The organism is Actinophytocola sp., from assembly GCF_035762905.1.
In the GTDB taxonomy this organism is placed as follows: Bacteria; Actinomycetota; Actinomycetes; order Mycobacteriales; family Pseudonocardiaceae; genus DASYTH01.
In genome coordinates, this window is record NZ_DASUCC010000146.1 from 1 (window position 1) to 17569 (window position 17569).

Sequence of the window (17569 nt, forward strand, 5' to 3'; positions counted from 1 at the left end):
CAGCGTTCGTCCTGAGCCAGGATCAAACTCTCCAAAAAAACCTAGCCCAACTCAAAAAGAACCAACAAAGGTTCACAAAACATAAAGCTCTACTGGCTTAAATCGGCACACTGTTGAGTTCTCAAACAACACACGCGCACCTACCGCAACGCACATGGCGCGCCGCAGGGGCTGAGTACTGCGTTTGCTTTGTCCGGCCCGAATCCCTCCGAGCCAACGGTCGCCCACTCTACCACTCGCTGTGGGAGCTTGGTTCGCGACCCCCTTGCCGGCACCCGTTCTCGAAGTCCGAGCCCGTTCCGTTCCGGCGTCAACGAAGTTACACCGCGGCCGTCGCGATGGTCAAATCGATATACATCCGACGGAAACCCGCTGGTCACAGCGTTGTCATCAGCGGACCAGGTGCACCCCGGCGATGTTGCGCTTGCCCCGGCGCAGCACCAACCACTTGCCGTGCAACAGGTCGTCCGGTCCCGGCCGCCAGTCCTCCGCGGCGACCTTGACGTTGTTCACATACGCCCCGCCCTCGTTGACCGTCCGGCGCGCCGCCCCGCGACCGGGCGCGAGGCCGGTGGTCACCAGAAGATCCACGATGGTCGGCGACTCGGTCAGCGGGGCGGTCCCGGTCGGGACCTCCGCCATCGCCGCGTCGAGCGTGGCGGCGTCCAGGTCGCGCAGCTCCCCCCGGCCGAACAGGGCCTGGCTCGCCGCGACCACCTGGTGCGTCTCCCGCTCGCCGTGCACCAACGTGGTGAACTCCTCGGCCAGCCGGCGCTGAGCCTGCCGCAGCTGAGGAGTCTGCTCGGTGCAACGCTCGAGCTCGGCCATCTCTTCCCGGCCGATGAACGTGAACATCCGCAGGTAGCGCAGGGCGTCCTGGTCGCCGACGTTGACGAAGTACTGGTACCACGCGTACGGCGAGGTCATCGCCGGGTCCAGCCAGACGTTCCCGCCGCCGGTGGACTTGCCGAACTTGCGGCCCTCCGAGTCGGTGACCAGCGGCAGCGTCAGCGCGTGCACCGCCGCGCCGTCCACCCGGCGGACCAGATCGACCCCGGAGATGATGTTGCCCCACTGGTCGGCACCGCCGATCTGCAGCCGGCAGCCGTGCCGCCGGTGCAGCTGCAGGTAGTCGTTGGCCTGCAGGAGCATGTAGCTGAACTCGGTGTAGGAGATGCCGTCGGTCTCCAGCCTGCGCTTGATGGTGTCCCTGGCCAGCATCACGTTGACCGAGAAGTGCTTGCCGACCTCGCGCAGGAACGTGGTCACCGGGAGATCGGCGGTCCAGACCAGGTTGTTCGCCACCAGCGCGCCGGTCGGTGAGTCGTCGAAGTCGACGAACCGCTCCAGTTGCCCGCGGATCCGCTCGGTCCACTCGGCCACCGTGTCCAGGGACTGCATGGTGCGCTCCCCGACGTCCCGCGGGTCGCCGACCATGCCGGTGGCGCCGCCGGCCAGCACGATCGGACGGTGCCCGGCGCGCTGGAACCGGCGCAGGCCGAGGAGCGGGACCATGTGGCCGGCGTGCAGGCTGGGACCGGTCGGGTCGAAACCCGCGTAGAGCGTGACCGGTCCGGCGTTCAGGTCGCGGCCAAGCGCGTCCTGGTCGGTGGACTGCGCGATCAGCCCGCGCCAGGCCAGCTCGTCGAGAATGTGTTCACCCACGGCTAGGTATCTTCCTGTACGCACCCGGTCAGTCGGCCGCAAGGCCCTCGATCTCGAGGAGCCAGGCCTCGTCATAGATGCCGGTGATGATGACCGTCAGCGCCGGGCAGTGATCGCCGAGCACCTCGCGCCGGATCTCGGCGTTCTCCTCGCGGAAGCGGCGATCGGACAGGAAGATCGTGACCTTGACCAGGTCGCGGACCGTCATGCCGGCCTCGGCGAGCACGCCCGCCACGTTGCGCCAGGCCAGCCGGCACTGCCCGGCGAAGTCCGCCGGGATGCCGTCCTCGGGGGTCTCGGGCACCTGGCCGCTGACGAACAGCAGCCGCCGCGCGCCGGTCACCAGGGTGCCCTGCGCGTAGGCGCGGGGCTGGGGGAAGATCGACTCGAGCCGCACTCCGGCACGGTAACGAGCCGGGGACCGTTGGCACGACCGGTTTCCGGGGGTAGCGTCGGTCGCGGTGACCGAGCCGACCATCGAGGTGCCCGATTTCCGGGGGATGCAGGCGTTGAACGCCTGGCTCACCGGGCACGACCGCGGTCTGCTGTTGCAGGGACCCGATCCGGACAGCGCCGAGCCGCTGCTGCACGGCATCGTGATCCGGCAGTTGCCGGAGCCGCGCACCCGGCTGAACCGATGGGATCCGGTGACGGTGTGGGTGCGGATACCGCCGGAGGACGGCAGCGGGGTGCGTGAGCCGCGCCGGCCGCTGCCGCCGGTGCGGAGCAACCGGGCCCACGGCGAGACGTAGCTCAGCGCGCGCGTTTGCCGCCGCGGCGGTAGGTGCTGACCGTGGGTGAGCCGGACAGCCAGAAGCGCCAGGGGACGTCCATGGCGACGGCGACGCCGATCCGGGGGCCGACCCGGATGTCGGTGGGCGAGACCGGGTCGCCGGTGAGCAGGCGCACCGGCGAGTCGGGGTCGGTGAGGTCCACGCCGTTGTGCCGGCGGTCCAGGCCGAGCACGCCGGTGAGCCGGGCCGGGCCCTTGGCCAACTCGGTCGTGCTGCGCGCGCTCGGTCGCCTGCGGGTGGCGACGTCCACACCGGACACCACCTCGCCGGCGCGCAGCAGCACGGCGCCGGGCACGCCGTCGGTGAGCGCCACCACGTTGGCGCAGAAGTGCATGCCGTAGACGAAGTAGACGTACAGGTGGCCGGCCGGGCCGAACATCACCTCGTTGCGCGCGGTGCGGCCGCGGTAGCAGTGCGACGCCGGGTCGTCGCCGCCGCGGTACGCCTCGACCTCGGTGAGCCGGACCCGCACCACCCCGTCCGGCAGGTCGGACTCCAGCACGCAGCCGATCAGCCGGCGGGCGGCTTCGACCGGATCGATGGCCAGTTCCGCGCGCGTGATCGGCCCGGTCACGAAATCCACGCACGGTGGTCGGCGAGACGACCGGCCACACGGTGCAACTGCTCGGCCACCCGGTCGGGGGCCGTACCGCCATAGGCGTCGCGCGAGGCGATCGAACCGGTCACGGTGAGCACACTACGCAACTCGGAGGTCAGGCTGGGATGGATGCCGGCCAACTCGGCGTCGGTCAACTCGTCCAGTCCCACCTCGCGGGACTCGGCCAGCCGGACGCAGGCGCCGGCCGCCTCGTGCGCCACCCGGAACGGAATCCCTTGCCGCACAAGCCATTCCGCGATGTCAGTGGCCAGGGTGAAGCCGGCAGGGGCCAGCTCGGCCAGCCGCGCGGTGTCGAAGGTGAGCGTGCCGACCAGGCCGGCCACCGCGGGCAGCAGCAGCTCGAGCTGGTCCACCGAGTCGAACAGCGGCTCCTTGTCCTCCTGCAGATCCCGGTTGTAGGCCAACGGCTGGCCCTTGAGCGTGGCCAGCAGCCCGGTCAGGTTGCCGATCAGCCGGCCGGACTTGCCCCTGGTCAGCTCGGCCACGTCCGGGTTCTTCTTCTGCGGCATGATCGAGCTGCCGGTGGCCCAGGCGTCGTCCAGCACCACGTAGCCGAACTCCGCGGTACTCCAGATGATCACCTCCTCGGCGATCCTGGACAGGTCCACCCCGAGCATGGCCAGGCAGAACGCGATCTCCGCGGCGAAGTCCCGGGACGCGGTGCCGTCGATCGAGTTCTCCGCCGCGGCGTCGAACCCCAGCTCGGTCGCGACCGCCACCGGGTCCAGACCCAGCGAGGAACCGGCCAACGCGCCCGACCCGTACGGCGAGACCGCCGCCCGCCGGTCCCAGTCGCGCAGCCGGTCCACGTCCCGCAGCAGCGCCTGCACGTGCGCGAGCAGATGGTGGGCCAGCAGCACCGGTTGGGCGTGCTGCAGGTGGGTGCGGCCGGGCATCGGCGCGTCCGGGTGCGCCTCGGCCTGCGCCACCAGAGCGCCGGCCACGTCCAGCACTCCGGCGGCCACCCGACGAGCCGCGTTCCGCAACCACATCCGGAACATCGTGGCGATCTGGTCGTTGCGGGACCGGCCGGCCCGCAGCTTGCCGCCGAGCTCGGTGCCGGCCCGCTCGAGCAGCCCGCGCTCCAGCGCCGAGTGCACGTCCTCGTCCTGCGGCAACGGGACGAACGCCCCCGAGCCGACGTCGGCGGCGAGCGCGTCCAGCGCGGCGAGCATCGCGGCCAGCTCGTCGTCGGTGAGCAGCTTGGCCCGGTGCAGCACCCGGGCATGCGCGCGCGACCCGGCGATGTCGTACGGCGCCAGCTGCCAGTCGAAGTGCGTCGAGCAGGACAGCGCGGCCATGGCGCCGGCCGGGCCGGACTCGAACCGGCCGCCCCACAGTCCGCTCATGAGGGGTAATGCTGGTCGCGCTTGGCCGCGATCCGGCTGGGCAGGCCCCACAGCTGCACGAAGCCCTTGGCCATGGACTGGTCGAAGGTGTCGCCCTCGTCGTAGGTGGCCAGGTTGAAGTCGTACAGCGACCGCTCGCTGCGCCGGCCGGTCGGAACCGCCCGGCCGCCGTGCATGGTCATCCGGATGTCCCCGGTGACGTGCTCCTGTGTGCTGGCGACGAACGCGTCCAGGGCGTCCCTGAGCGGGGAGAACCACAGGCCGTCGTAGGCCAGCTCGGCCCAGCGCTGCTCCACCTGCCGCTTGAACCGGGCCAGGTCCCGCTCGACCGTGACCGACTCGAGCTCCTGGTGCGCGGTGATCAGCGCGATCGCCCCCGGCGCCTCGTACACCTCCCGGGACTTGATCCCCACCAGGCGGTCCTCGACCATGTCCAGCCGTCCGACGCCGTGCGCGCCGGCCCGCTGGTTGAGCAGCTGGACGATCTGCAGCATGGTGTACCGCTGGCCGTCCACCGCCACCGGAACGCCAGACTCGAAGCTGATCACGACCTCGTCCGGCTCGCGCGGGGTGGCCGGGTTCGCGGTGTAGGCGTACACGTCCTCGATCGGCGCGTTCCAGATGTCCTCGAGGAACCCGGTCTCCACCGCGCGGCCCCAGACGTTCTGGTCGACCGAATACGGCGACTTCTTCGACTGGTCAATCGGCAGCTGCCGGTCCTCGGCCCAGGCGATCGCCTTCTCCCTGGTCCAGGCATAGTCCCGGACCGGGGCGAGCACCTTGAGGTCGGGCGCGAGCGCGCCGATGCCGACCTCGAACCGGACCTGGTCGTTGCCCTTTCCGGTGCAGCCGTGCGACACCGTGCCGGCGCCGTGGTACTTGGCGGCCTCGACCAGGTGCTTGACGATCAGCGGCCGGGACAGCGCCGACACCAGCGGGTAGCGGTCCATGTAGAGCGCGTTGGCCCGCAGCGCGGGCAGGCAGTACTGGTCGGCGAACTCGTCCCTGGCGTCGGTGACCACCGCCTCGACCGCGCCGCAGTCCAGCGCGCGCTTGCGGATGGTGTCGAGGTCCTCGCCGCCCTGGCCCACATCCACGGCCACGGCGACCACCTCGGCACCGGTCTCCTCGGCGATCCAGCCGATCGCCACCGAGGTGTCCAGCCCACCCGAGTAGGCGAGCACGATCCGCTCGGTCATTCGCGATTCTCCCTGTCTTCTGTAACGTCTATTGTGGACAGTCGGGCGGCCATGCCGATGAACCGGTCGGCCAGTTCCCGACCGGTCAACGGCTCCCTGGCGATCACCAGAAGCGTGTCGTCGCCGGCGATCGTGCCGACCACCTCGTGCAGCGCGGACCGGTCGATCGCGCTGGCGAGGAACTGCGCCGCGCCCGGCGGGGTGCGCAGCACGGTGAGGTTGGCCGAGCCGTCCGCGGACACCAGCAGCTCGGCCAGCAGCCGGACCAGCCGCGAGGTGCCACCCTGCACGCCGCGGACCGGGCTGCCGTCCTCCGGAATCACGTAGACCGGGACACCCCCGTCCGCCCCGCGCAGCTTGACCGCGCCGAGCTCGTCGAGATCCCGGGACAAAGTCGCCTGCGTGACGTCGATCCCTTCCGCGGCAAGGAGCTTGGCCAGCTCGGCCTGGCTGCGGATACCCATCGAGCTGACCAGCTCGACGATCCGGGCCTGCCTGGCCACCCGGGTGAGTCCCGGACTCGTCATCCGTGCTCCAGCAACCAGGTCAGCAGCGCCTTCTGGGCGTGCAGCCGGTTCTCCGCCTCGTCCCACACCGCGCTGGCCGGGCCGTCGAGTACCTCGTCGGTGATCTCGACGCCGCGGTGCGCCGGCAGGCAGTGCAGCACGATCGCGCCAGGGGCGGCCCTGGCCAGCAGGTCGGCGTTGACCTGGAACGGCCGGAACGGGGTGATCCGGTCCCGGCCGTCGTTCTCCTGGCCCATCGACGTCCACGCGTCGGTGACCAGGACGTCCGCACCGTCCACGGCGGCGTGCGGATCGGTCAGCAGGGACACGCCACCGCCGGTCGCGGCGGCGCGGTTCTTGGCGTCGAGCAGGTAATCCTGATGCGGTTGGAACCCGTCCGGGGTGGCCACCCGCACCTGCAGGCCCGCAGTGACCCCGCCGAGCATCAGCGAGTGCGCCATGTTGTTCGCGCCGTCGCCGAGATAGGTCAGGGTCAACCCGGCCAGCCGGCCGTGCCGCTCGCGCACGGTCTGCAGGTCGGCAAGCACCTGGCACGGGTGGAACTCGTTGGTCAGCGCGTTGATCACCGGCAGGGCCGACACCGAGGCCATCGCCTGCATCCGGGCCTGGGCATAGGTCCGCCAGACCACCATGTCCACGTACCGGGACAGCACCCGGGAGGTGTCCTCGATGGTCTCCTCCCGGCCGAGCTGCATGGTGCGGCCGTCGATGATCACCGGCTGCCCGCCGAGCTGGACGATGCCCACCTCGAAGGAGAGCCGGGTGCGGGTGGAGTTCTTCTCGAAGATCGCCGCGACACTGCGCCCGGCCAGCGGGCGCCGGCCGAGCGGCTGCTGCTTCATGGCCGCGGCCAGGTCCAGCACCGCCGCCTGTTCCTCCGGGGCGAGGTCGTCGTCCCTCAGGAAATGCCTGACCACGTCACCTCGTCTCCAGCGCGGCCGGCAGCGCCTCGAGGAAGCCAGCCACCTGTTCGTGGTCGATGATCAGCGGCGGGGCCAGCCGGATCGTGTCCGGCTGCACGTTGTTCACCAGGTAGCCGGCGGCCTGCGCGGCCCTGGCCACCCCGGCGGAGACCGGCTCGCGCAGGACGATGCCGAGCAGCAGCCCGGTACCGCGCACGCCGGCCACCAGCGGGTGCCCCAGCTCCTCGATGCCCGCTGCCAGTTCCTTGCCCATCGCCGCGGCGTGCGCGCACAGGCCGTCGGCGGCGATCGTGCGTAACACGGCGAGCCCCGCGGCACTCGCGACCGGGTTGCCGCCGAACGTGGTGCCGTGCTGGCCGGGCCGGAACGCCTCGCCGGCCGCCCCGACGCCGATCACCGCGCCGAGCGGCAGCCCGCCGCCAAGGCCCTTGGCCAGGGTGATGACGTCCGGGGTGATCCCGGCCTGCTGGAAGGCGAACCACGAGCCCAGCCGGCCGATCCCGGTCTGCACCTCGTCGAGCACCAGCAGCGCGCCGGCCCGTGCGGTGATCTCCCTGGCCCGGTGCAGGTAGCCGTCCGGCGCCGGCCACACGCCGCCCTCGCCGAGCGTCGGCTCCAGGAACACCGCGGCGGTGTGCTCGTCCACGGCGGACTCCAGCGCGCCGGTGTGTCCGAACGGGACGTGCACCACGTCCGGCAGCAGCGGCTGGAACGGCTCCCGTTTGGCCGGCTGCCCGGTCAGGGTCAGCGCGCCCATGGTCCGCCCGTGGAACGCGCCCTCGCAGGCCACGATCTTGCTGCGTCCGGACAGCCGGGTCAGCTTCACCGCGGCCTCCACCGCCTCGGCACCCGAGTTGCAGAAAAGGACCTTGGCCGACCCGGTCAGCCCGGCCACGTCCAGCAGCGTCTCGGCCAACTCGACGGTGACCGGGTTGATGTACAGGTTGGACGTGTGGCCGAGCCGGGCGATCTGCTCGGTGACCGCGGCGACGACGGCCGGGTGCGCGTGCCCGAGCGCGTTGACCGCGATGCCGCCGACCAGGTCCAGGTAGCGGTTTCCGTCGGCGTCCCACACGTAGGCGCCCTCGCCGCGCACCAGGCTCAGCGCGGGCGTGCCGTAGTTGTCCATCAGCGCCGCCCGCCACCGGTCCTGACCATCCACGTTGGACGCGATCATTCGTCCTCCAGGTCCGGGAGCACCATGGTTCCGACGCCATGGCTGGTGAACATCTCCAGCAACACCGAGTGCGCCAGCCGCCCGTCGATCACGTGCGCCCGGGGCACCCCGCCGCGCACCGCGTGCAGGCAGGCTTCCATCTTCGGGATCATCCCGCTGGCCAGGTCCGGCAGCAGCTTTTCCAACTCGGTCACGCGGATCACGTCCAGCAGCGAGGACCGGTCCGGCCAACTCGCGTACAGGCCCTCGACGTCGGTCAGCACGACCAGCTTCTCCGCGCCGACGGCCACGGCCAGCGCGGCGGCCGCGGTGTCGGCGTTGACGTTGTGGGTCACCCCGTTGCTGTCCGGGGCCACACTGGACACCACCGGAATCCGGCCGGCCCGCACGATGTCCAGCACCGCGTCCGTGCGGACCGCCACCACGTCGCCAACCAGGCCGAGGTCGATCACCTCGCCGGCCACCGTCGTGGTACGCCGCTCAGCGGTGAACAGCCGGGCGTCCTCACCGGAGATGCCCACCGCGTACGGCCCGTGCGCGTTGATCAGCCCGACCAGCTCCCGGCTGACCTGGCCGGTGAGCACCATCCGGACCACGTCCATGGCCTCCGGCGTCGTGACCCGCAGGCCGCCGCGGAACTCACCCGGGATGCCCAGCCTGGTCAGCATCGCGGTGATCTGCGGCCCACCGCCGTGCACCACCACCGGGTGCAGCCCGGCGAGCTTGAGGAACACCATGTCCTGGGCGAACGCGGTCTTCAGTTCGTCGTCGACCATGGCGTTGCCGCCGTACTTCACCACGACCGTGGCGCCGTGGAAGCGTTGCAGCCAGGGCAGTGCCTCGACCAGCACCGCGGCCTTCTCCGTCGCCGCGGCCCGTTCGCCGGTGAGATCGGTCATGTCGAGTAGGCGCTGTTCTCGTGCACGTAGCCGTGGGTCAGGTCGTTGGTCCAGATGGTGGCCGCGTCGGTCCCGGCCTTGAGGTCGACCGTGACGGTGACCTCCCGGCCGGACAGGTCCACCTTGTCGCGCGCCTCTCCCGGTCCGCCGTTGCGGCAGATCCACACCCCGTTCATCGCGACGTCCAGGTTGGCCGGGTCGAACGCCGCCGCCGTGGTGCCGACCGCGGCCAGGATCCGGCCCCAGTTCGGATCCCCGCCGAACACCGCGCACTTGAACAGGTTGCTGCGGGCGATCGCGCGGCCCACCTGCACCGCGTCGTCCTCGGACGCGGCCCCGACCACCTCGATGGCGATGTCGTGCTCGGCACCCTCGGCGTCGGTGAGCAGCTGCTGGGCGAGGTCATGGCAGACCGCGCGGACCGCATCGGCGAACTCCGGGTAGTCCGGCGTGACCCCGGACGCGCCGCTGCACATCAGCAGCACGGTGTCGTTGGTGGACATGCAGCCGTCGGAGTCGAGCCGGTCGAAGGTGACCCGGCAGGCCGCGCGCAGCGCCTGGTCGGCGGTCTCGCCGTCCACGGCGGCGTCGGTGGTGAGCACGACCAGCATGGTGGCCAGCGCCGGCGCCAGCATCCCGGCGCCCTTGGCCATCCCGCCGACCGTCCAGCCCGGACCGGCGTGCACCGCCTGCTTGCTGCGGCTGTCGGTGGTCATGATCGCGGTGGCGGCCGCGGCCCCGCCGTCCGCGGTGAGCGCCTCGGCGGCGTGCTCGATGCCGGCCAGCAGCCGGGGCCGGTTCAGCTGCTCGCCGATCAGCCCGGTCGAGCAGACCACGACGTCGGCCGCGCCGAGACCGAGCAGCTCGGCCACCAGCTCTGCGGAGGCGTGCGTGTTCTGGAAGCCCTCGGGACCGGTGTAGCAGTTGGCCCCGCCGGAGTTGAGCACCACGGCCCGGGCCCGGCGCTCGGCGAGCACCCGCTCGCTCCACAGCACCGGGTTGGCCTTGCACCGGTTGGCGGTGAACACCGCGGCGGCGGCGTCTCCCGGGCCCTCGTTGAGCACGATGGCCACGTCCGGTGCGCCGCTGGACTTGAGCCCGGCGGCCACGCCCGCGGCCCGGAACCCCTTCGGCGCTGTCACTGTCACGGTGCGACTCCCACTGTCGTCAGGCCGGCGGTCTCCGGCAGGCCGAGGGCGATGTTCATGGACTGGACGGCGGCACCGGCGGTGCCCTTGGTCAGGTTGTCGATCGCCGCCACGGCGACCAGGCGACCGGCATCGCGGTCCACGGTCACCTGCAGGTGCACCGCGTTCGAGCCGAGCACGCTCGCGGTGGCCGGCCAGACGCCGTCCGGCAGCAGGTGCACGAACGGCTCCTCCTGACCGTACTTCTCGTAGGCGGCGCGGGCCGCCCCGGCGTCCACCCCGGACCGGACCCGCGCCGAGCAGGTGGCCAGGATGCCGCGGGGCATCGGGGCGAGCACGGGGGTGAACGACACCGTGACCGGGGTGCCGGCGAGGCCGGCGAGGTTCTGCGCGATCTCGGGGGTGTGCCGGTGCGCGCCGCCGACGCCGTAGGCGCTGGCCGAGCCCATCACCTCGGAACCGAGCAGGTTCGGCTTGAGGCTGCGCCCGGCGCCGGACGTCCCGCTCACCGCGACCACGGTGACGTCCGGCTCGACCAGACCGGCGGTGAACGCCGGAACCAGGGCGAGCGAGGCGGCCGTCGGGTAGCAGCCGGGGACGGCGACCCGCCGGGTGCCGCGCAGCGCGTCCCGGCAGCCGGACAGCTCGGGCATCCCGTACGGCCAGTGTCCGGGGTGGTCGCCGCCGTACCAGCGCTGCCAGTCCGCCGGGTCGGTCAGCCGGTGGTCGGCGGCGCAGTCGACGACCAGCGTGTGCTCGTCGAGCGCGGCGGCGATGGCGGCGGAGTGTCCGTGCGGGAGCGCGAGGAACACCACGTCATGGCCGGCGAGGGCGTCCGGGGTGGTGTCGGTGAGAACCCGGTCGGCAAGCGGCGGCAGGTGGGCGTGGTGCTGGCCGAGCGGCGTGCCGGCGTTGCCGCCCGCGGTGAGCGCGCCGATCTGCACGTTCGGGTGGGCGAGCAGCAGGCGAAGCAGCTCACCGCCGGCGTATCCGCTCGCGCCGGCGACCGCCGCCCTGAAGACCATGTGGATGAGTATGCACAACTATGCAACTTCACTCAACCTGCACGGACCGGACGTCGAGGTGCGGAGCGGCGAAGGCCAGCAGCCGCTCGGCCTCCGCAACCACGGCCGCGGCGTGCCGCTTGGTCAGCGGGGTGAACGGCCGGATGACGATCGTGGCGGTCCGCCGGTCCGCCTTGAGCCGCCAGATCCCACGCACGAAGCCGTCGACCAGGAAGGCCGGCATCGGGGCGTCGTTCTTCGTGGCGAACAGCGCCGCCCAGCTCTCGGCGGACATCACCCGGAGCCGGTCGGTGTGCGAACGCAGGCAGTTGTCGTACTCCGGCAGCAGCCGCACCGGCGCCGGGGTGTCCGGGTCGGGCAGCGGCGCGTCCGGCAGGTCGAACAGCTCCGTGCCCCGCTCGTCACGGAACGTGTCCAGGTCGAGCTGGGCGAACGTGGCCCGCCATCCGGGCAGGCCGCTCCAGGTCTGCACATCCTTGACGCTGGCCGGGCCGTACCCGGCCAGGTACCGGCGCAGCATGGCGGCCGGATCCCCGTGCGGCTGCACGTCGCGACCCAGCCAGGCCCGGACCGTGGTCAGCCGGGCCTGCCCGCTGTGCCCCCACAGCCCCTTCGGCGGCACGTGCACCAGCGGCAACAGGTAGCGCGCGGCGCGGCCGAGCGCCTCCGGATCCTGGTCCGGCCGGCGGTCCCCGAGCAGCCGGCGCAGCTCGGCCAGGGAGCGCGGCTGCTCGGCGAGCAGCCCGGCCGCCTCGGCGAGCACCTCCTCGAGCACGCCGGCCGCCGGGAGGCCGGGTCCGCCGCGCACGGCCCGCTCGAGGATGGTCCTGGTCAGCGGGTGCAGCGCCAGGCAGTCCGCCGCGCTGACCAGGTGGATGGTGCCGCGCATCAGGCTGGACCGGACCAGCGTGCGGTCGGTGATCGCGGTGACCAGGTCGTCGACCGCGAACGAGGTCAGCCGCGACCACAGGCCGACGTATGGCGCGTTCGGGGACTGGGCCTGCATGCCGACCAGATGCTCCACCGCGTCCGGCACGGTGCGGCCGGCCCGCTCGAGCAGCAGCTGGCGGTGCAGCAGGGCCCGGTTCAGCGCGCGGTCGCTGAGGATCTTCGCTGTTCCGCCTCTCCGGGATTAACTGCTGTTGTTGCGTTCCAGCGAACGTGCGGATTACGGGGTGATTGTGGCTGGGTGCCGTCACGGTACCCCTGAGGTTGCGTTGGTTGGGCCGAGACTTGCCTCAATGATCCACTGTGAACCGGACCGGCAGGTGCCTGACACGACGACGCCCCGCCACCGTGGCACGGTGGCGGGGCGTCGCTGCTGTGGGGGTCAGCGCCGGAAGGACTTCAGGAACTCCTGGCGCAGGTCGGCCACCGACGTGCCGGTGGCGGCCGCCGTCCTGGACTGTGCCGCGGCGGACGGATCCGGCCGGGGCACCGGCGGGCACTGCACGTCGGACCGGTTGCCGGGCACCCGCGCCGGCAGCGCCCCGGTCCTCAGGTACTCCGCGATCCGGTCGTCGGTGCACGCCACGCCGGACAGCGAACCGGAGTGCGTCGTGCCGCCGACACCCTCGATCAGCACCGAGTTCGGGAACAGCCGGCGGGTGACCAGCGCTCCCTCGTACGGCGTGGCCGAGTCCAGCGTCTCGTTGATCAGCAGGGCGTTCCGCACCCGGCTGCCGTCGATCCGCACCGGGGTGCCGGCCCGGGCGCCCCAGTACAGGCACGGGGCGTTGAACCAGGCGTTGCCCCAGGTCGCGAACGGAGCCCGGAGGAAGGTGCGCCAGTTGTCCCGGCGCCACTTGTCCCAGTCCGTCGGCCACTGGATGTCGGTGCACTGCACCGCGAGGTAGATCGCGTAGCCGTTGTCGTCGAACGGCGGGGAGCCGTACAGGTCGATCAGCGGCTGCACCTCGCCGTCGTGCACCCAACCGGAGAACGCTTGGGCGACGTCCTCCCAGCCGTACACGTAGTACGCGGCCTGCAGGAACAGGTCGGCCCACTCGTCCGGCCCGATCACGCCGCCGGCCGGTGCCCGCAGCAGCCTGGCCTGCTCGGTGTAGAACAGCCGCTCCACCTGCGCGCCGGTGGTGCCGAGGTGGTAGCTGTCGTCGTGCTCGGCGACCCAGTCGAAGTAGATCTTGATGTTGCGGTCGAACGCGAGGTCCTGGTCGATGTTCGCGTCGTACCAGATCCGCTGCGCGTTGACGTTGCCGTCGAAGATCACCCGGCGGAACTTGTCCGGGAACAGCGTTCCGTAGACCTGGCCGAGGTACGTGCCGTACGAGAACCCGTAGTAGTTGATCTGCGGCGCACCCAGGGCCTTGCGGATGCTGTCCATGTCGCGCGCCGAGTCGACCGTCTTCAGGTGCTTGAGCAGCTCATGCTGGTTGCGGTCGCACGCCCGGGCGTAGTCCCGGGACCGGTTCAGCCAGGTGCGCTCCAGTTGGGGGGTGACCGGAACGTAGAACGGCCGGTTGTAGCCGGCGTAGTCCGGGATGCAGTTCAGCGACGGCTGGCTGGAGCCGACCCCGCGCGGGTCGAACCCGACCCAGTCGTAGCTGTCCCCGGCACCGCCGGGCACGAACTCACCGAAGATCGCGTAGATCAGCCCGGAGCCGCCCGGACCGCCGGGGTTGACCAGCATCGGGCCCTGCGCCTGCGCGTCCGGCGTCTTGTGCTTGACCCGCGACACCGCGAGCTGGATCTTGGTGCCGCGCGGCTTGGCATAGTCCAGCGGCACCTCGACGAACCCGCACTCCGCGCCCGCATCCACCAGCCGGGGGTGCTCGCAGGCGCCCCAGCCGACCGGCGGCGGGGTGTAGTCCGCAGCGCTCTGCGGCGGCGCCGCCTGGGCGGAGGGCACCATGACCAGCCCGCCCACGACGGCAACCGTGGCGGCTGCCACGGCGATCAATTTCTTCACTTTGCCCCTTTTCATCCTTTTCCTGCGCCGAACAGCATCTGATCCACGACGCGCGACCGAGCTTGCCTGTCAACGGTCCGATGCGGAACCGACCTTCGTCGCATTGTTGGATCGACTACCGGCAGGATGACCGCCGTGACCTCGTTCGACCGCGCGCTCGTCCGGTCCGTCCGGGACGGCCTCGCCGAACTCGCCGATCCGGCCAAGGCGCCGGAGATGCAGCGCTACATGAAGTCGGAATGCCGTTTCGTGGCGTACCGAAACCGGCACGCGCCGCGTTGGCACGGCGGGTGTTCGGCGCACATCCACTGTCCGACATGGACGTCTGGGCGGCCACGGTGCTCGAGCTGTGGCGCGGTGCCCGGTACCGCGAGGAGCGCTACCTCGCCATCGACCTCACCGGCCACGGCGACCGGGCATGGCAGCGCCCGGAGCTGCTCGGGCTGTACGAGGAGCTGGTCGTCACCGGCGCGTGGTGGGACTTCGTCGACGAGGTGGCCAACCGGCGGATCGGCCCGCTGCTCCGCTCCCACCCCACCGTGCTCACCCCGGCGATGCTGACCTGGAGCCGCGACCAGGACCCGTGGAAGCGCCGGACGTCGATCATCTGCCAGCTCGGCGCCAAGCACGCGACCGATGTGGACCTGCTCGGCCGGTGCATCGAGGCCAACATCGGCGACCCGGACTTCTTCCTGCGCAAGGGAATCGGCTGGGCGCTGCGCGAGTTCGCCAAGACCGAGCCCGGCTGGGTGCGCGCGTTCGTCGACACCCACCCGGCCCTGTCCACGCTGTCCCGCCGGGAGGCGACCAAACACCTCGGATAGTTCACGGAATGTGACCGCCGATATCACCTTCCGACTAATACACTGTTTTACCTGGTGATTAACTTCGTTTCCCGTAACATTTACTATCGAGCGCCCGACGCCAGTGTGGGCCATTCACGGCTTCCGGACCACACCTCTGAGAGGGATATGCCATGCGCTCAAGAATCCGAATAAGATCACGATCAAGGCTGCTCAGCGGCCTGGTTGTGACCACACTTGCGATTGTCCCGATCACCGTCTCGGCACCCGTTGCCGCCGCCGCACCGGTGCCGGGAACCGATGTTCTCTACACATTGGACGCGGATTTCGATCAAGGCGTCCTGCAGGATGTCAACCACGACGCACCCAACAACAATCAACTCCAGCTCGACAAGTCGAGCGTGTTCTTCCCGTTCGTCAACATCGCCAATTCCGGCCGCGGCACGATGGTGCGCATCGACGTCGACTCCGGTGCGATCCTCGGCGAGTGGTGGTCGGCTCCGGACGGCCGGTTCCGCAACCCGTCCCGCACGACGGTCGACCGGCTCGGCAACACCTGGCTGTCCAACCGGGACGAGTTCCAGGACTACAACGGCGACGGCGATCCGGACGGCTCGGTCACCCGGATCGGCGTCGTGGTCGGCGGCACCCGGGTCAACGGCGACGCAACGCCCAACCCGGCCGGCGACTTCCTCCTCGGGCCGTTCGGCTACAACACCTGCGTCGACCGCAACAACGACGGGCTGATCGCGACCTCGCGCGGATTGGGCGACATCCGGCCGTGGACCAACGCCGGCGGGGTCGACAACGACGGCGGCGTGGACACCGCGACGGACGAGTGCCTGATCAACTACACCCGGGTACCCGGCACCAACACCCGCACCGTGGCCGTGGACGCCAACAACGACATCTGGACCGGCGGCGCGGACAGCGACCACCAGCGGGTCTCCGGCATGACCGGGCAGTTGGTCGGCCCGGAGGTCAACTTCGGCTGCGGCGGCTACGGCGGTCTGATCGACCAGGCCGGCACGCTGTGGTCGGCCCGGTACGGCAACAACCTGCTGCGCTACGAGCCCGGCCCGAACACCGGCGCCTGCCTGGACACCACGCACGGCGACTACGGGCTCGGCCTCGATCCCAACACCAACCACGTCTGGCACACCCTGCTCGGCGGCGACCAGGTGGTCGAGCTCGACCCGGCCGGCAACGTGCTCAACTCCTACCCGCACGGCAACACGTTCGCCCAGGGCGTCGCCGTCGACTCCGCCGGCAACGTGTGGGTCGCGCACTCGATTCTGGGCCCGCAGACCACGGTCGGGCACATCCGCACCGACGGCACCTTCGTCGGCACCGTGCCGCTGCCCGGCGGCGCCGGACCGACCGGCGTGGCGGTGGACAGCAACGGCAAGATCTGGGTCGCCAACCTCAACACCAACAACGCGATGCGGATCGATCCCGACGCCGGCCCGATCGGCGGCGGTGGCTTCCCGGTCGGTGCGGTCGATCTGACCGTGGACCTCGGCGCCGGCGCGGCGCCGTACAACTACAGCGACATGACCGGATCCGTGCTCGGTGAGATCACCGCGCCGGTCGGCACCTGGTCGGTGGTGCAGGACGGCGGCGTGACCGGGCAGACCTGGGGCCGGATCACCTGGAACACCGAGCCGCAGGGCAGTGTCCCGCCGGGCACCAGCATCACCGTCGAGGCGCGGGCGGCCGACACCGAGGCGGGCCTGGCCGGCGAGGCGTTCGTCCCGGTCGGCAACGGCGCGGTGTTCTCGTTGACCGGTCGCTACATCGAGGCCCGCGCGACCCTGCGGGCGGCCCCGAACGGCACCAGCCCGGTGCTGGCCGATCTGCGGATCAAGACCGCGGAGCGGACCGGCGTGTTCTCCTGCCAGGCCACCGCGCTCAACCTGGCCGGGATCATCGTGGCCAGGGCGAACCCGCCGGACGTGCCGTGCGCCGACGACTTCCGCGAGGTGGTCAACATCTCGCTGGGCTCCGGGATCCTCGGCGTGCAGGCGAACGCGCTGACCGCACGCACCGACCAGACCCCGGACAGCCTGACCGGGCTGCCACCCACGACGCTCGACAACGCCACGTCGACCGCCCGGGTGGAGTCGACCCGGGTCACGGCGACCCTGGTGAACATCCAGCTCGGCCTGATCCAATCGACGGCGACCGCGCGGTGCGTCGCCGGGCCGAACGGGCTGCAGCCACAGTTCACCGGCTCCTCGAGCATCGCCAGCCTGCGGATCAACGGGGTGTCCATCACGGTCGGCAGCGCTCCCCTGACGATCCCGCTGCTGATCGGCTCGTTGCGGCTCAACAGCACCACGACGACCGCAACCAGCGTGACGCAACAGGCCGTCGTGCTCGACACGCTGCTCACCGACCTGGTGATCGGCGAGGCCAAGGCCAACGTCGAGGGTAAGCCGGGCAACCCGACCGGAAACCCGTGCAAGCTGGGCTGACCAGTCCCGCAGCGCCCGGTTCGGCGGCCGCCGAA

The 17569-nt window shown here is 71.0% G+C and carries 15 protein-coding genes and 1 pseudogene; 3 read left to right on the forward strand and 13 right to left on the reverse strand.

Annotation, left to right across the window (positions count from 1 at the left end; genetic code table 11):
* Positions 1-390: 390 nt before the first annotated feature.
* Together tyrS and VFV67_RS31240 are read right to left on the reverse strand one after the other, a co-directional pair.
* Complete coding sequence (gene tyrS / locus VFV67_RS31235) at positions 391-1665, reverse strand: tyrosine--tRNA ligase (RefSeq protein ID WP_326474289.1); 1275 nt, start codon at positions 1663-1665, stop codon at positions 391-393.
* Between the two features lie 28 nt (positions 1666-1693).
* The gene (locus tag VFV67_RS31240; RefSeq protein WP_326474290.1) at positions 1694-2062 is read right to left on the reverse strand and encodes a RidA family protein; all 369 of its coding nucleotides are present in this window, start codon (positions 2060-2062) and stop codon (positions 1694-1696) included.
* A gap of 64 nt (positions 2063-2126) precedes the next feature.
* On the opposite strand from VFV67_RS31240, the gene VFV67_RS31245 reads away from it, so the two are divergent.
* Complete coding sequence (locus VFV67_RS31245; RefSeq protein WP_326474291.1) at positions 2127-2417, forward strand: PASTA domain-containing protein; 291 nt, start codon at positions 2127-2129, stop codon at positions 2415-2417.
* A gap of 1 nt (position 2418) precedes the next feature.
* Here the strand turns inward: VFV67_RS31245 and VFV67_RS31250 are convergent, their stop codons facing one another.
* From VFV67_RS31250 to VFV67_RS31300, 11 genes are all read right to left on the reverse strand, one after another.
* On the reverse strand, positions 2419-3033 hold the full coding sequence (locus VFV67_RS31250; protein ID WP_326474292.1) for a DNA-3-methyladenine glycosylase: 615 nt from the start codon (positions 3031-3033) through the stop codon (positions 2419-2421).
* Complete coding sequence (gene argH / locus VFV67_RS31255; RefSeq protein ID WP_326474293.1) at positions 3030-4427, reverse strand: argininosuccinate lyase; 1398 nt, start codon at positions 4425-4427, stop codon at positions 3030-3032. Before argH ends, VFV67_RS31250 begins: the two co-directional genes overlap by 4 nt.
* Positions 4424-5626 (reverse strand): argininosuccinate synthase, encoded by a 1203-nt coding sequence (locus VFV67_RS31260; protein ID WP_326474294.1) that lies wholly within the window; start codon positions 5624-5626, stop codon positions 4424-4426. Before VFV67_RS31260 ends, argH begins: the two co-directional genes overlap by 4 nt.
* Positions 5623-6153, reverse strand: a complete 531-nt coding sequence (locus VFV67_RS31265) for an arginine repressor (RefSeq protein ID WP_326474295.1) — start codon at positions 6151-6153, stop codon at positions 5623-5625. Before VFV67_RS31265 ends, VFV67_RS31260 begins: the two co-directional genes overlap by 4 nt.
* A complete protein-coding gene (argF, locus tag VFV67_RS31270) occupies positions 6150-7070 on the reverse strand; it encodes an ornithine carbamoyltransferase (RefSeq protein ID WP_326474296.1) in 921 nt (306 codons plus the stop codon). Before argF ends, VFV67_RS31265 begins: the two co-directional genes overlap by 4 nt.
* Before the next feature lies 1 nt (position 7071).
* Positions 7072-8253, reverse strand: a complete 1182-nt coding sequence (locus VFV67_RS31275) for an acetylornithine transaminase (RefSeq protein ID WP_326474297.1) — start codon at positions 8251-8253, stop codon at positions 7072-7074.
* Positions 8250-9152 (reverse strand): acetylglutamate kinase, encoded by a 903-nt coding sequence (argB, locus tag VFV67_RS31280; protein WP_326474298.1) that lies wholly within the window; start codon positions 9150-9152, stop codon positions 8250-8252. Before argB ends, VFV67_RS31275 begins: the two co-directional genes overlap by 4 nt.
* The gene (argJ, locus tag VFV67_RS31285; RefSeq protein WP_326474299.1) at positions 9149-10300 is read right to left on the reverse strand and encodes a bifunctional glutamate N-acetyltransferase/amino-acid acetyltransferase ArgJ; all 1152 of its coding nucleotides are present in this window, start codon (positions 10298-10300) and stop codon (positions 9149-9151) included. The genes argB and argJ overlap by 4 nt, the downstream gene beginning before the upstream one ends.
* Positions 10297-11325 (reverse strand): N-acetyl-gamma-glutamyl-phosphate reductase, encoded by a 1029-nt coding sequence (argC, locus tag VFV67_RS31290; RefSeq protein WP_326474300.1) that lies wholly within the window; start codon positions 11323-11325, stop codon positions 10297-10299. The genes argJ and argC overlap by 4 nt, the downstream gene beginning before the upstream one ends.
* A gap of 28 nt (positions 11326-11353) precedes the next feature.
* Positions 11354-12349, reverse strand: coding sequence for a winged helix DNA-binding domain-containing protein (locus VFV67_RS31295; protein ID WP_326474301.1), 996 nt, complete (start codon positions 12347-12349; stop codon positions 11354-11356).
* 306 nt (positions 12350-12655) lie between these two features.
* Positions 12656-14269 carry an alpha/beta fold hydrolase gene (locus VFV67_RS31300; RefSeq protein ID WP_326474302.1) on the reverse strand — a complete coding sequence of 538 codons (1614 nt, stop codon included), beginning with the start codon at positions 14267-14269 and terminating at the stop codon, positions 12656-12658.
* Positions 14270-14380: 111 nt separating this feature from the next.
* Between VFV67_RS31300 and VFV67_RS31305 the strand changes: the two are divergent.
* Together VFV67_RS31305 and VFV67_RS31310 are read left to right on the forward strand one after the other, a co-directional pair.
* Positions 14381-15078: pseudogene (locus tag VFV67_RS31305) on the forward strand (DNA alkylation repair protein).
* 206 nt (positions 15079-15284) lie between these two features.
* Positions 15285-17534, forward strand: coding sequence for a hypothetical protein (locus VFV67_RS31310; RefSeq protein ID WP_326474303.1), 2250 nt, complete (start codon positions 15285-15287; stop codon positions 17532-17534).
* The last annotated feature ends 35 nt before the right edge of the window (positions 17535-17569 follow it).

Coding starts and splice junctions, on each gene's coding strand:
- argH (WP_326474293.1), bottom strand. CDS start 4,427: ATGAGCGGACTGTGGGGCGGCCGGTTCGAGTCCGGCCCGGCCGGCGCC.
- VFV67_RS31260 (WP_326474294.1), bottom strand. CDS start 5,626: ATGACCGAGCGGATCGTGCTCGCCTACTCGGGTGGGCTGGACACCTCG.
- VFV67_RS31265 (WP_326474295.1), bottom strand. CDS start 6,153: ATGACGAGTCCGGGACTCACCCGGGTGGCCAGGCAGGCCCGGATCGTC.
- VFV67_RS31275 (WP_326474297.1), bottom strand. CDS start 8,253: ATGATCGCGTCCAACGTGGATGGTCAGGACCGGTGGCGGGCGGCGCTG.
- argB (WP_326474298.1), bottom strand. CDS start 9,152: ATGACCGATCTCACCGGCGAACGGGCCGCGGCGACGGAGAAGGCCGCG.
- argC (WP_326474300.1), bottom strand. CDS start 11,325: ATGGTCTTCAGGGCGGCGGTCGCCGGCGCGAGCGGATACGCCGGCGGT.
- VFV67_RS31300 (WP_326474302.1), bottom strand. CDS start 14,269: ATGAAAAGGGGCAAAGTGAAGAAATTGATCGCCGTGGCAGCCGCCACG.